This is a genomic window from Pseudomonas sp. NMI542_15 (assembly GCF_021283425.1).
In the GTDB taxonomy this organism is placed as follows: Bacteria; Pseudomonadota; Gammaproteobacteria; order Pseudomonadales; family Pseudomonadaceae; genus Aquipseudomonas; species Aquipseudomonas fortuita.
This window is the reverse complement of record NZ_JAJSRO010000021.1, coordinates 82801-96116: the sequence shown is the minus strand read 5'-3', so window position 1 is coordinate 96116 and position 13316 is coordinate 82801. Positions and strand designations below refer to the sequence as shown.

13 protein-coding genes are annotated in these 13316 nt (G+C 62.1%); all 13 read left to right on the top strand.

The genetic code is table 11. From position 1 onward, the window contains the following. Positions 1-89 precede the first annotated feature (89 nt). Positions 90-500: a flagellar basal body rod protein FlgB gene (gene flgB / locus LU684_RS24245; RefSeq protein ID WP_016488466.1), complete on the top strand. Its 411-nt coding sequence runs from the start codon at positions 90-92 to the stop codon at positions 498-500. 2 nt (positions 501-502) lie between these two features. Beyond that, positions 503-946 carry a flagellar basal body rod protein FlgC gene (flgC, locus tag LU684_RS24240; RefSeq protein ID WP_024087485.1) on the top strand — a complete coding sequence of 148 codons (444 nt, stop codon included), beginning with the start codon at positions 503-505 and terminating at the stop codon, positions 944-946. A 12-nt stretch (positions 947-958) separates the two neighbouring features. After that, positions 959-1660: a flagellar hook assembly protein FlgD gene (flgD, locus tag LU684_RS24235; RefSeq protein WP_016488464.1), complete on the top strand. Its 702-nt coding sequence runs from the start codon at positions 959-961 to the stop codon at positions 1658-1660. Between the two features lie 28 nt (positions 1661-1688). After that, positions 1689-3011, top strand: coding sequence for a flagellar hook protein FlgE (gene flgE / locus LU684_RS24230; RefSeq protein WP_016488463.1), 1323 nt, complete (start codon positions 1689-1691; stop codon positions 3009-3011). A 74-nt stretch (positions 3012-3085) separates the two neighbouring features. Beyond that, complete coding sequence (locus LU684_RS24225) at positions 3086-3268, top strand: hypothetical protein (RefSeq protein ID WP_024717754.1); 183 nt, start codon at positions 3086-3088, stop codon at positions 3266-3268. 160 nt (positions 3269-3428) lie between these two features. Then, entirely contained in the window at positions 3429-4169 is a 741-nt protein-coding gene (locus LU684_RS24220; protein WP_016488461.1) for a flagellar basal body rod protein FlgF, read from the top strand. A gap of 47 nt (positions 4170-4216) precedes the next feature. Further along, on the top strand, positions 4217-5002 hold the full coding sequence (flgG, locus tag LU684_RS24215) for a flagellar basal-body rod protein FlgG (protein WP_012273525.1): 786 nt from the start codon (positions 4217-4219) through the stop codon (positions 5000-5002). A gap of 36 nt (positions 5003-5038) precedes the next feature. Next, positions 5039-5734, top strand: coding sequence for a flagellar basal body L-ring protein FlgH (flgH, locus tag LU684_RS24210; RefSeq protein WP_016488460.1), 696 nt, complete (start codon positions 5039-5041; stop codon positions 5732-5734). A 12-nt stretch (positions 5735-5746) separates the two neighbouring features. After that, positions 5747-6856 carry a flagellar basal body P-ring protein FlgI gene (locus LU684_RS24205; RefSeq protein ID WP_024717755.1) on the top strand — a complete coding sequence of 370 codons (1110 nt, stop codon included), beginning with the start codon at positions 5747-5749 and terminating at the stop codon, positions 6854-6856. An 11-nt stretch (positions 6857-6867) separates the two neighbouring features. Beyond that, a complete protein-coding gene (gene flgJ / locus LU684_RS24200) occupies positions 6868-8022 on the top strand; it encodes a flagellar assembly peptidoglycan hydrolase FlgJ (protein WP_016488458.1) in 1155 nt (384 codons plus the stop codon). Positions 8023-8034: 12 nt separating this feature from the next. Then, a complete protein-coding gene (gene flgK / locus LU684_RS24195; RefSeq protein WP_060519388.1) occupies positions 8035-10077 on the top strand; it encodes a flagellar hook-associated protein FlgK in 2043 nt (680 codons plus the stop codon). A 13-nt stretch (positions 10078-10090) separates the two neighbouring features. Beyond that, on the top strand, positions 10091-11653 hold the full coding sequence (locus LU684_RS24190; RefSeq protein ID WP_060519389.1) for a flagellar hook-associated protein 3: 1563 nt from the start codon (positions 10091-10093) through the stop codon (positions 11651-11653). A 404-nt stretch (positions 11654-12057) separates the two neighbouring features. Further along, positions 12058-12987 (top strand): ketoacyl-ACP synthase III, encoded by a 930-nt coding sequence (locus tag LU684_RS24185; RefSeq protein ID WP_232895134.1) that lies wholly within the window; start codon positions 12058-12060, stop codon positions 12985-12987. Positions 12988-13316: the final 329 nt, after the last annotated feature.

Below are 13316 nucleotides of genomic sequence, written 5' to 3'. Positions count from 1 at the left end.
CCGTATTTTCGGGCTTTGCATGGGTTGGCACAGCCCTTGCTATACCTTGCTCAACGATATTCCGGTCAACCTCCGAAGGTTTCCCCGACATGAGCATCAGCTTCGACAAGGCGCTTGGTATTCACGAAAAGGCTCTGGGCTTCCGCGCCCAGCGCGCCGAAGTGCTGGCCAACAACATCGCCAACGCCGACACGCCCAATTACAAGGCGCGTGACATGGACTTCGCCTCTGTACTCGCCGCCGAAAGCGACAAGCAGCAGAGCGGCCGCTTCGCCATGGATCGCACCAATAGCCGCCACATCGAAGCCGAAGGCCTCGCCATCGCAGCCGACGATACCCTCAAGTACCGCACGCCGCTGCAGCCGTCGATCGACCAGAACACCGTGGACGCGCAGATCGAGCAATCGAACTACACCGAAAACGCCATTGGCTTCCAGGCCAGCTTCACCTTGCTCAACAGCAAATTCAAAGGGCTGGTATCGGCCCTGCGGGGAGAATGACCATGTCCCTTTCCAGTGTCTTCAATATTGCCGGTAGCGGCATGAGCGCGCAGAACACGCGCCTTAACACCGTCGCTTCCAACATTGCCAACGCCGAAACCGTTTCTTCGAGCATCGACCAGACGTACCGCGCCCGCCACCCCGTGTTCGCCACCACCTTCCAGGATGCGCAAGCCGGCAGCAGCCAGTCGCTGTTCGAAGACCAGGGCGAAGCAGGGCAGGGCGTGCAGGTAAAAGGCATCGTCGAGGATCAGAGCACCCTGGAAGCACGCTACGAGCCCAATCATCCGGCGGCGAACAAGGACGGCTACGTCTATTACCCGAACGTCAATGTGGTCGAGGAGATGGCAGACATGATCTCCGCCAGCCGTGCGTTTCAGACCAACGCCGAGCTGATGAACACGGCCAAGAGCATGATGCAGAAAGTCCTGACCCTGGGGCAGTGATAGGAAGCCGACATGACCACCACCAATTCCACCTCTGACGTCAGCAGCGCGTACCTGACCTCGCTGCAGAAGCAGACGTCGAAGACCGACAGCAGCACCGGCGCTGCCGGCAGCGCGCTGGGCAAAGATGCTTTTCTGCAGTTGCTGGTTACCCAGATGAAGAACCAGAACCCGCTCGATCCACAGGAAAACGGCGAGTTCGTGGCGCAGCTGGCGCAGTTCAGCAGCCTCGAGAGCATGCAGTCGCTGAACGATTCTGTGACCTATATCGCGGCAGGGTTGCAGTCTTCCCAGGCGTTGCAGGCCTCGTCACTGGTCGGGCGCAATGTAATTGTCCAGACCGACAAGGCTGTGGTCGACACCAGCAAGGATATGAAAGGCACGGTCAACCTGACGTCGTCCAGCACCGCCACCTCGGTGGGCATCTACGACAAGGATGACAAGCTGGTACGCACCCTCGACCTGGGTACCCAGAAAGCCGGCAAGGTCGACTTTACCTGGAATGGCCTGAACGACGACGGCGAAGCGGCGCCAGCCGGTACCTACACCTTCAAGGCCACCGCTTCGATCGACGGCAAGGCCACGGCCATGACCACCAACCTGCCGGCCTCCGTTACCAGTGTGACCATGGGCACCAACGGTTCTGAGATGACGCTCAACCTGGCTGGGCTGGGCAGTGTTGCGCTTTCCAAAATCCAAAGCATCGGCATCTAGGGCCTGAGCAAAACGACAGGAGTTACACATGTCTTTCAATACCGGCCTTAGCGGCCTCTATGCAGCGAACAAGGCCCTGAACGTTACCGGCAACAACATTGCCAACGTTGCCACTACTGGCTTCAAGTCCTCGCGCGCCGAGTTCGCCGACCAGTATTCCAACTCCATCCGCGGCACCAGTGCCGGCAAGAACGTGGTCGGCACGGGTGTGAAGACTGCCGCTGTGTCGCAATTGTTCACGCCGGGCAACATCAATGGCACCGGCCAGGCGCTGGACATGGCCATCGATGGCAACGGCTTCTTCGTGATGAACGACAACGGCTCGAAGATCTACACCCGTGCCGGTGCTTTCTACAGCGACAAGGACGGCTACGTGGTCAACTCGTCGGGCTCCAACCTGCAAGGTTATGCAGTGGATGCCAACGGTAAGATCGTCCAGGGCGTGCTGACCAACCTGCAGATCGACACCTCGAACCTGACGCCCAACCCGACCGGGCGCATCTCCGAGAACGTCAACCTCAACTCCACTGCGACTGCGCCCAGCCAGACGCCGTTCGATCCGACCAATACCAGCACCTATAACTACACGTTCAATACCGACGTGTATGACAGCCAGGGTAACGCGCACCAGCTGAACCAGTACTTCGTCAAGGACGCCACCAGCAACTCCTGGACCATGTACACCACCATCGACGGGCGCAACCCGGCCAACCCGGCCTCGACCACGCCGCTGGCCAACAATCTGCCGTTCAAGTCTGACGGCACCCTGGATTCTGCCTCGATGACGGCAGGCCCGGTGGCCGGTGGCATGACCATCGCGGCCAACAAGACCTTCACCCTCGACAACTGGATCCCGGCACAGAAGAACGCCGCCGGTGTGTGGAGCGCCAACGGCGCTACCGCCAACGTCGCCGGGGTGAACCTGGACATGCTCGGTACCACCCAGTACAACGCAGCCTCCGCCACCACTGCCAAGAGCCAGGATGGCTTTGCCACGGGTGAGCTCTCGGGCCTGACCATCGACGAAAGCGGCAATATGTTCGCCAACTTCACCAATGGCCAGGACAAGGTGATCGGCCAGGTGGCGATCGCCAACTTTGCCAACCTGCAGGGCCTGACCCCGGTGGGTGGCACCAGCTGGAAAGAATCCTATGGCTCGGGTGTGCCGGTGATCGGCGCCCCGGATACTGGTACCTTGGGCCAGATTACTGGCGGTGCGCTGGAAGACTCCAACGTCGACCTTACCGGTGAGCTGGTCAACCTGATCAAGGCGCAGAGCAACTACCAGGCCAACGCCAAGACCATTTCCACCGAAAGCACCATCATGCAGACCATCATTCAGATGACCTGATGGCCGCCTGCTAGTGTGGTTTTGTCTGTAATTGGGGCTGCCTTGCGGCCCCAGGTTCTTCAAGGTTCACGCCCATGAAACGGCTAATGCTCACCGCCCTCCTGGCCATGGCCTTGCCGCTCTCGGCCGCTCCCGCCCCGTTCTACCAATGGCAAAGCCTGGCCACCGGCCGCTACCTGTGCTCTGCCAACAACCCGGGCGAGGGCTGGGTACGCCATTCCGGCCCCTACAACAACGCCGCTTGCCGCACCTTCTGAGCACGCCCTTGCCGCAGGCGGCAAACTTCCGCCGACAAACTGACGTTTGTTGCCCCTTGCTGCGCTGGAGCCCCTGTAAACAGGCGGTTTCAGAATTGGTTCGATTATTGCTTCGGACCTGGCCAGTGACAGCGCGGCAGCGACGCGCAGAGGAGATACTGTGGACAAGTTGCTTTATGTGGCCATGACCGGCGCCAGCCAGAACGCGCTGGCGCAAAAGGCCCACGCCAACAACCTGGCGAACATTTCCACCAACGGTTTTCAGCGTGACCTGGAGCAGGCCCGTTCGATGCCGGTGTTCGGCGACAGCTTTCCGGCGCGCGCCTTTGCCATGACCGAACGCCCGGCCACCGACTTCAGCGAGGGCCCGTTGGTCGAGACGGGGCGTGACCTGGATGTCGCCGTGACCGGCAAGGGCTTCATTGCCGTGCAGGCCCCGGACGGCAGCGAAGCCTACGTGCGTACCGGTAGCCTGAACATCGACGCCCTCGGCGTGCTGCGTGCCGGCAACGGCATGCCGGTGATCGGCAACGGTGGCCCGATTGCCATCCCGCCAGAGCAGAAGGTTGAGGTGGGTGCCGACGGCACCCTCAGCATTCGCTCCATGGGTGAAGACCCCCGCGTAATGGCCGAGGTCGACCGGATCAAGCTGGTCAACCCAGACACCAAAGGCCTGCAAAAAGGGCTGGATGGCTTGATCCATACCGCTTCTGGCCAACCGGCCGATGCCGACGTCAACGTTCGGGTGGTGTCGGGCTTCCTGGAAGGCAGCAACGTCAATGCTGTCGAGGAAATGACCTCGGTGCTGGCGCTGTCTCGCCAGTTCGAACTGCACGTCAAGATGATGAACACGGCCAAGGAAGGCGACGAAGCCATGGCTCGGGTTTTGCAAATCGGCTAATCACTTTTGAACGGGTGCCGTAAAACAGGCGCACGAGGAGAAACTATATGCTTCCGGCTCTTTGGGTCGCTAAAACCGGCCTGTCCGCCCAGGACACCAACCTGACGGTCATTTCCAACAACCTGGCCAACGTCTCCACCACCGGCTTCAAGCGTGATCGCGCCGAATTCGCAGACCTGCTCTACCAGATCAAGCGTCAGCCTGGCGCGCAGTCGACCCAGGACAGCGAGCTGCCTTCGGGCCTGCAGGTCGGTACCGGTGTGCGCATTGTCGGCACGCAAAAAAGCTTCGTCGCTGGCAGCCTGCAAACCACCGAGAACCCGCTGGACATGGCGGTCAACGGCCGTGGCTTCTTCCAGATCCTGCAGCCAGACGGCACCGTGTCGTACACCCGTGACGGCACCTTCCACCTGAACTCCGACGGCCAGATCGTCACCGCCAATGGCTACGCCCTCGAGCCTGCCGTTGTGGTGCCGAACGACGCGCAAACCTTCACCGTCGGCCAGGACGGCACCGTATCGATCACCACCGCCGGCAACCCGGCTGCGCAGGTGATCGGCAACATCCAGACCGCCGACTTCATCAACCCGGCTGGCCTGCAGGCCATCGGCGACAACCTGTTCCTGGAAACTGCCGCCAGTGGTGCGCCGCAAGTCGGCACACCGGGCTTGAACGGCTTCGGTACCACCCAGCAGCAGACCCTGGAAAACTCCAACGTCAGCACCGTGGAAGAGCTGGTGAACATGATCACCACCCAGCGCGCTTACGAGATGAACTCCAAGGTCATTTCCACCGCCGACCAGATGCTGTCGTTCGTGACACAACAGCTCTAAGCCCTGTCGCTTCGTTACACCCGTGAGGTATGCACCATGAATCGTCTGTTGTCCGTGTTCGCCCTGGGGGGGGCGGTGTTGCTGGCAGGTTGCGTCGGCCCGACGCCCAAGCCCAACGACCCGTACTACGCGCCGGTACTGCCGCGCACCCCGTTACCGGCAGCGGCCAACAACGGTTCCATCTACCAGGCCGGTTTCGAGCAGAACCTGTACAGCGACCGCAAGGCGTTCCGGGTGGGTGACATCATCACCATCACCCTGAACGAGAAAACCTCGGCCAGCAAGAACGCAGGTTCGCAGATCCAGAAAAACAGCAAGGCCGATATCGGCCTGACCTCGCTGTTTGGCAGCACACCGAACACCAACAACCCGTTCGGCGGTGGTGATCTGTCGCTGGAGGCCGGGTACAACGGCGAGCGTGCCACCAAGGGCGACAGCAAGGCCACCCAGGGCAACACCCTGACCGGTTCGATTACCGTGACCGTGGCCGAAGTGCTGCCCAACGGCATTATCGCTGTGCGCGGCGAGAAGTGGCTGACCCTGAACACCGGCGAGGAGCTGGTGCGCATTGCCGGCATGATCCGCGCCGATGACATCGCCACCGACAACACCGTGCCGTCCACCCGGGTGGCCGACGCGCGCATCACTTATTCCGGTACCGGCTCGTTCGCCGATGCCAGCCAGCCCGGGTGGCTGGACCGCTTCTTCATCAGCCCGCTTTGGCCTTTCTGAGTACGGATGACCATGTTCAACGTGAGGCAGCTGATTGCCGCAACCCTGCTCCTGTCCTGTGCCTTCGGTGCCCAGGCAGAGCGCCTGAAGGACATCGCCAGCATTTCTGGCGTGCGTTCCAACCAGTTGATCGGTTACGGCCTGGTGGTGGGCCTGAACGGCACGGGTGACCAGACCACCCAGACGCCGTTCACCCTGCAAACCTTCAACAACATGCTGTCGCAGTTCGGCATCAAGGTGCCGGCCGGCTCCGGCAACGTGCAGTTGAAGAACGTCGCGGCGGTGTCGGTGCATGCCGACCTGCCAGCGTTCGCCAAGCCCGGCCAGGTGGTGGACATTACCGTGTCGTCGATCGGTAACTCCAAGAGCCTGCGTGGCGGCAGCCTGCTGATGACCCCGCTCAAGGGTATCGACGGCAACGTCTACGCCATCGCCCAGGGCAACCTGGTGGTGGGTGGCTTTGACGCCGAAGGCCGTGACGGCTCGAAGATCACCGTCAACGTTCCGTCGGCGGGTCGTATTCCGGGCGGTGCCAGCGTTGAACGGGCTGTGCCGAGCGGCTTCAATCAGGGCAACAGCCTGACCCTGAACCTGAATCGGCCGGACTTCACCACGGCCAAGCGTATCGTCGACAAGGTCAACGAGCTGCTTGGCCCGGGTGTGGCCCAGGCCGTGGACGGTGGTTCGGTGCGGGTCAGTGCGCCTATGGACCCCAGCCAGCGCGTGGATTACCTGTCGATCCTCGAGAACCTCGAAATCGACCCGGGCCAGGCGGTGGCCAAGGTCATCATCAACTCGCGTACCGGCACCATTGTCATCGGCCAGAACGTCAAGGTGTCGCCCGCGGCGGTGACCCACGGCAGCTTGACCGTGACCATTACCGAAGACCCGATCGTCAGCCAGCCGGGGGCCTTCTCCAATGGCCAGACGGCCGTGGTGCCCCGCTCGCGGGTCAACGCCGAGCAGGAAGCCAAGCCGATGTTCAAGTTCGGCCCAGGCACCACACTGGATGAGATCGTCCGGGCGGTGAACCAGGTGGGCGCGGCGCCCGGCGACCTGATGGCCATTCTCGAAGCCCTGAAACAGGCCGGCGCCTTGCAGGCCGACCTGATCGTGATCTGAGGACGGCGCGGATGAATATCAAAAGCCAGGTCTCCGGCAGTGCCGACAGCGGTGCCTATACCGACCTCAACCGCCTGAGTGCTCTGAAGCACGGTGACCGCGACAGCGAAGCCAACGTGCGCAAGGTGGCCCAGGAGTTCGAGTCGCTGTTCATCAGCGAAATGCTCAAGGCCTCGCGCAAGGCCAGCGACGTGCTGGCCGATGACAACCCGATGAACACCGAAACGGTCAAGCAGTACCGTGACATGTACGACCAGCAGCTGGCCGTGAGCATGTCCCGCGAAGGTGGCGGTATCGGCCTGCAGGACGTGCTGGTGCGCCAGCTGACCAAGGGCCGCAGTGCATCAATCAATACCAGCCCGTTCCCGCGTGCCGATGGCAGTGGCCCGGCGCTGTGGGGCAACAAGGTGGCGGAGCCGGTGCATGCCACGGACTCGGTCAGCACCCGCAACGACGTCGCTGCGCTCAACTCGCGGCGCCTGGCCTTGCCGAGCAAACTCACCGATCGCCTGCTGGCCGGTATCGTGCCATCGGCCGCCAGTGCCAATGCCGCCGCCGTGCCTGCCCGTGACGGCCAGCAGGTGGCCAAGGCTTTCGCTGTGCCGGACAACGGCCTGCGCATTGTCGGCCGCGCCGTGGCCCAGCCCCCGCTGGCGCCGAACAAGGCCTTTGCCGACAGTGACGAATTCGTTGCCACCATGCTGCCGATGGCCGAGCAGGCCGCCAAGCGCATTGGCATCGACCCGCGTTACCTGGTGGCCCAGGCTGCACTGGAAACCGGCTGGGGCAAATCAGTGATGCGCAATACCGATGGCAGCAGCAGCCACAACCTGTTCGGCATCAAGGCCACCGGCAACTGGCAGGGTGAGCAGGCACGGGCGATCACCAGCGAGTTCCGTGATGGCCAGTTCGTCAAGGAAACCGCAGCCTTCCGCAGCTACGACTCGTACCAGGACAGCTTCCACGACCTGGTAAACCTGCTGCAGGGCAATTCTCGCTATCAAGATGCGTTGGCCTCGGCCGATAACCCTGAGCAGTTTGCAAGAGAGCTGCAAAAGGCAGGTTATGCGACCGACCCGGGCTATGCGAAGAAGATCATCAGCATCGCCCAGCAAATGCAGACAACCCCGCAATACGCCATGGCTGGCAGAACCACGAATCTATAAAAGGACTAAATCATGTCGAGCCTGATTTCCATCGGCCTGAGTGGCCTGAGTGCCAGCCAGGCGGCCTTGTCGGTAACCAGTAACAACATCGCCAACGCCGCGACCAGTGGCTATTCGCGCCAGCAGACGATTCAGGCGGCGGGGCCTTCGCACAACATCGGCGCGGGGTTCCTGGGTACCGGTACCACGCTGTCGGACGTGCGTCGCATCTACAGCTCCTACCTGGACAACCAACTGCAGACCGCGACTTCGCTGCAGGCGGACTCGGTTGCCTTCCAGGACCAGATCACCAGCATCGACAAACTGCTGGCCGATCGCGATACCGGCATCAGCTCGGTCCTCACGGCGTTCTTTTCGGCCCTGCAGACGGCAGCGGCCAAGCCCGGTGACGTTGCCTCCCGGCAGCTGTTGCTGACCCAGGCACAAACCCTGAGCAACCGTTTCAACGCGGTGAGTACCCAGCTGACCCAGCAAAACGAAACGATCAACTCCCAGCTCGACACCATGGCTGGCCAGGTCAACAAGCTCACGGCCAGCATTGCCGAGTACAACAAGCAGATCGCGGCGGCCTCGGGCACTGGCAACACGCCGAACAGCCTGCTGGATGCGCGCAGCGAAGCGGTACGCCAGCTCAACGAGCTGGTTGGCGTGACTGTGCAGGAGCGTGACGGCAACTACGACGTGTACCTGGGCAGCGGCCAGTCGCTGGTCACCGGCAACAAGGCCAACACCTTGTCGGTGCAACCGGGTACTGCCGACAAGAGCCAGGCCAGCCTGCGTATCAACTACGAGTCGTTCAGCTCCGACGTGACCTCGGTCGTGACCGGTGGCGCGATCGGCGGCCTGGTGCGCTACCGCCAGGACGTGCTGACACCGTCCATGAACGAATTGGGCCGTGTAGCCCTGGTGGTTTCGGACAGCATCAACAGCCAGCTGGGGCAGGGCCTGGATGCCAATGGCCAGTTCGGCAGCTCGCTGTTCTCCAGCATCAACAGCGCCACTGCCGTTGCCCAGCGCAGCCTGGCCTCGTCGAGCAATAGCACCGGCTCCGGCAACCTGGACGTGACCATTGCCAACAGCGGCGCGCTGACCACCTACGACTACGAGGTGAAGTTCACCAGCGCCAACCAGTACAGCGTACGCCGCTCCGACGGCACCGACATGGGTAGCTTTGACCTGAACACCGACCCGGCGCCGGTCATCGACGGCTTCAGCCTGTCGCTGAAAGGCGGTGGCCTGGCGGCAGGCGACAGCTTCAAGGTCATCCCCACTCGTGCCGCAGCAGGCAGCATCACCACAACCCTGACCGATGCCAACAAGCTGGCCTTTGCCGGGCCGATCAGCGCCGCCTCGGGTAGCGGCAACAGCGGCACCGGCACCATTACCCAGCCTACCTTGAGCCAGTCGCTGGATATCTATGGCGGTGCCGACACCGCACTGATCCAGCAGTCTATTCGCGACTCGATGCCGGTGCGCGTGGTGTTCGACGCTGCCAGTGGTGGCTCACAAGGCTACAAGCTGTTCGATGCCAAGGGCACCCAGATCGGCACCGGCAGCGTGGTGCCGGGAACGGACAACAAACTGTCGGTGGCCGTGCCAATGCTCGATGCGGCTGGGCAGCCGATTCTCGATGGCAGCGGCAACCCGCGCACGTTCAGTGTCGAGACCACCATCGGCGGCAGCCCGGCGGCCAACGACAGCTTTACCCTGTCGTTCAATGCCGACGGCAAGGCCGACAACCGCAACGCAACGGCGCTGCTGGGCCTGCAGACCAAGTCGACGGTGAACACTGGGTCCGGCGGTGGCACCAGCTTCACGTCGGCCTATGCCTCGCTGGTGGAGCGCGTGGGTGCCAAGGCCAACCAGGCGACCATCGACACCACGGCGACCGAGGCGGTACTCAAGTCCGCCAGCGAAAGCCGCAGCGCGGTGTCTGGCGTCAACCTCGATGACGAGGCGGCCAGCCTGGTGAAATTCCAGCACTACTACACGGCTTCGTCGCAAATCATCAAGGCGGCGCAAGAAACCTTCAGCACCCTGATCAATGCCTTGTAAGGAGTAGACTCTCGTGCGTATTTCCACTGCTCAGTTCTATGAGGCCAGCGCCAGTAGCTACTCCAAGAACTTCTCCACCATGAACAAGACCAACGATCAGGTCACGTCGGGTATCCGTATCCAGACGGCCGCCGATGACCCGGTCGGCGCGGCGCGACTGCTGCTGCTGCAACAGCAGCAGTCGCTGCTGGACCAGTACAGCGGCAACATCAACACGGTGAGCAACGCCCTGCTGCAGGAGGAGAGCGTGCTCTCCACCATCAACGACACCATGCAGCGCGCCAGCGAGCTGGCGATCCGTGCTGGCGGCCCTGGGGTTACCGACTCTGACCGTGTGGCCATCAGTACCGAGCTGAAAGAGATCGAGGCCAACATCTTTGGCCTGCTCAACTCGCGCGATGCCAACGGCGACTACATGTTCGGCGGCTCCAAGAGCACCACGCCACCCTATGTGCGCAACTCCGATGGCACCTACAGCTATCACGGTGACCAGACCCAGCTGAGTCTGCAGGTCTCCGACACCCTGAATCTGGCCACCAACGACACCGGCTTCACCATCTTTGATTCCGCCAGCAACAAGAGCCGCACGCAGTCGACCCTGGTGGTACCGGCAACTGACGATGGCGTTGTCGGGGTATCGTCTGGCCTGATGACCTCAAGTACCACCTACAACAACAGCTTTACTGCCGGCCAGCCGTACAAGCTGACCTTCACCAGCGCGACCCAGTACACCATCACCGATGCAAGTGGCAGGGACATCACGTCTGAAACCGCCACCAACGGTACCTTCGACAGCAAGACCGAGGGCGCCAACAGCATTGCCCTGCGTGGCGTCGAGTTTGAAATCACCGTTACCGTGGAGGAGGGCGCCGACGCCGACGCCGCGGTGGCAGGGCGCGAGTTTTCCCTGGCGGCGCGCCCGGACTCGTTCAACGCTACCCGCAACGCCAGCAATACCTCCAGCGCCCAGATCACCAGCAGCACCGTGACCGACCAAGCGGCGTATCGCAGCACCTTCCCCAGTAACGGGGCTGTGATCAAGTTCACCGGGCCCGGCGCCTACGAGCTCTACGCCCAGCCGCTGACGGCTGACAGCAAGGCCGTGGCCACGGGTACCTACACCGCGCCAGCCTTGACGGTTGCAGGTGTGACCTACCAGGTAACCGGTTCGCCGGAGGCGGGTGACCAGTTTGCGGTCACCGCCAATACGCACCAGAACCAGAATGTTCTGGAAACCCTCAGCCAGCTGCGTGCTGCGCTGGATACGCCGGTAACGGGAGTAGGCCAGGCCAATGCGCTGAAGGATGCAGCGGCCTCGGCGATCGCCAACCTGGCCAGTGCCCGTGAGCAGGTCGATATCACCCGTGGTTCGATCGGCGCCCGTGGCAACTCGCTGGAGATCCAGCGCCAGGAGAACACCAGCCTGGGCCTGGCCAACAAGACCACCCAGAACGCCATCGGCAACACCGACATGTCGCAGGCGGCCATCACCCTGACCTTGCAGCAGGCCATGCTGGAGGCGTCACAACTGGCCTTCTCGCGCATTTCGCAACTGAGCCTGTTCAACAAGCTCTGATCTGTCTTGCTGCTCCATCAGGCTGGGAATGCCCTGTGGGAGCGGCCTTGTGCCGCGAAAGGGCTGCGAAAGCAGCCTTGGCATTCTGCATTAACGCTGAGATCGCCGGGGCCGCTTTGCGGCCCTTTCGCGGCACAAGGCCGCTCCTGCAGGGATTTGTGTCCGCCTGGTCATTCCCCGAATTCCCCAGTCTCCACGCCCTCGCCACGGCTTTCGTAGCATTTCAATGTGACCAATGAGTCAAAACGATCATCTTCCCTGTATTCTATGCAGCAGCTGTTGCAGCATTTTGTTACCGGTGCGCAGGTGAGCTCTGCCTTCAACCCCTGGCGGTGACGCCCCGGTATTTGGCGCCCTCAATTCATCGAGTGGTGGTCTTTGGCTGTTTTCATTGGGAAGCCAGAATGATTGGCATCAAAAGCATCGCGAGTTACGTGCCTACCGCTGGCCTGGACAACTACGTCCAGGGTGCGAAGTTTGGCAAGGACGAAGAGTTCATGTTCGGCAAGATCGGCGCGTCGTTCCTGCCGCGCAAGGCCGAAGAGCAAGAAACCTCCGATCTGTGCGTAGAAGCCGCCCGGGCCCTGTTCGCCAGCAACCCTGACCTGGATCCGCAGTCGATCGATGCGCTGATCGTGGTCACCCAGAACGGTGACGAAGAAGGCCTGCCGCACACCGCAGCCATCGTCCAGAGCAAGCTCGGTCTCTCTACCCGCCTGGCGGCGTTCGACGTGTCGCTGGGCTGTTCCGGCTATGTGTATGGCCTGTATGCGATCAAAGGCTTCATGGAAGCTGCAGGGCTGAAAAACGGCCTGCTGATCACCGCCGACCCGTATTCGAAGATCGTCGACCCGGAAGACCGCAACACCACCATGTTGTTCGGCGATGCCGCCACAGCCACCTGGATGGGTGAAGGCGCCGTATGGAACCTGGGTCAGGCGCGCTTCGGCACTGACGGCTCCGGTGCCGAGCACTTGAAAGTGACCGACGGCAAATTCTTCATGAACGGCCGCCAGGTGTTCAACTTCGCGCTGGTCAAGGTGCCGGCGCACCTGCACGAGCTGCTGGATGCCAGCGGCCTGAAGTCGTCGGATATCGATGCGTTCTGCATTCACCAAGGCAGTGCGGCGATTGTCGACGCCGTGGCGCGGCGCTTCGAAGAGCAACACCCGGAGAAGTTCGTCAAGGACATGCTGGAAACCGGCAATACCGTGTCCTCCAGCGTGCCGCTGCTGCTGCAGAAGCACATGCTCGACGGCAGTTGGAAGCGTGTGGCGATCAGCGGCTTTGGCGTGGGTCTGTCGTGGGGCTCGGCCATCCTGTACCGCGACTGATCCCTCAGCAGTCCCCCGAAGCGCCCGGCGGCCACCGCCTGGCGCTTTTTTTTGCCTGCAAAATGCTGTGGCATGGCGCAGCTTCTGTGGGAGCGGGCATGCCCGCGAAGCAGGCGACTCGGTGTATGGCACCGGCTTTGCCGGTGTTCGCGGGCGCGCCCGCTCCCACAGGTGGAGGCTGGTAGGTGATGCTCAGTGTGCTTGGGAGTGGAATTTGACGCCAATAAAATGCCCTTAACCCCTTGATTTCTCGGGGCTGGCCCCATGCCAGCATTTTTTTTTCGAAAAACCCCTCAAGCATCCCGCGCACCCGACGATAACTATTACGA

What these genes read in the sequence shown, in the direction of transcription:
- flgE (WP_016488463.1), top strand. Translation starts at nt 1,689, where the DNA reads ATGTCTTTCAATACCGGCCTTAGCGGCCTCTATGCAGCGAACAAGGCC.
- LU684_RS24205 (WP_024717755.1), top strand. Translation starts at nt 5,747, where the DNA reads ATGTTCAACGTGAGGCAGCTGATTGCCGCAACCCTGCTCCTGTCCTGT.
- flgB (WP_016488466.1), top strand. Translation starts at nt 90, where the DNA reads ATGAGCATCAGCTTCGACAAGGCGCTTGGTATTCACGAAAAGGCTCTG.
- LU684_RS24185 (WP_232895134.1), top strand. Translation starts at nt 12,058, where the DNA reads ATGATTGGCATCAAAAGCATCGCGAGTTACGTGCCTACCGCTGGCCTG.
- flgD (WP_016488464.1), top strand. Translation starts at nt 959, where the DNA reads ATGACCACCACCAATTCCACCTCTGACGTCAGCAGCGCGTACCTGACC.
- flgK (WP_060519388.1), top strand. Translation starts at nt 8,035, where the DNA reads ATGTCGAGCCTGATTTCCATCGGCCTGAGTGGCCTGAGTGCCAGCCAG.
- flgJ (WP_016488458.1), top strand. Translation starts at nt 6,868, where the DNA reads ATGAATATCAAAAGCCAGGTCTCCGGCAGTGCCGACAGCGGTGCCTAT.
- flgH (WP_016488460.1), top strand. Translation starts at nt 5,039, where the DNA reads ATGAATCGTCTGTTGTCCGTGTTCGCCCTGGGGGGGGCGGTGTTGCTG.
- flgG (WP_012273525.1), top strand. Translation starts at nt 4,217, where the DNA reads ATGCTTCCGGCTCTTTGGGTCGCTAAAACCGGCCTGTCCGCCCAGGAC.
- LU684_RS24225 (WP_024717754.1), top strand. Translation starts at nt 3,086, where the DNA reads ATGAAACGGCTAATGCTCACCGCCCTCCTGGCCATGGCCTTGCCGCTC.
- flgC (WP_024087485.1), top strand. Translation starts at nt 503, where the DNA reads ATGTCCCTTTCCAGTGTCTTCAATATTGCCGGTAGCGGCATGAGCGCG.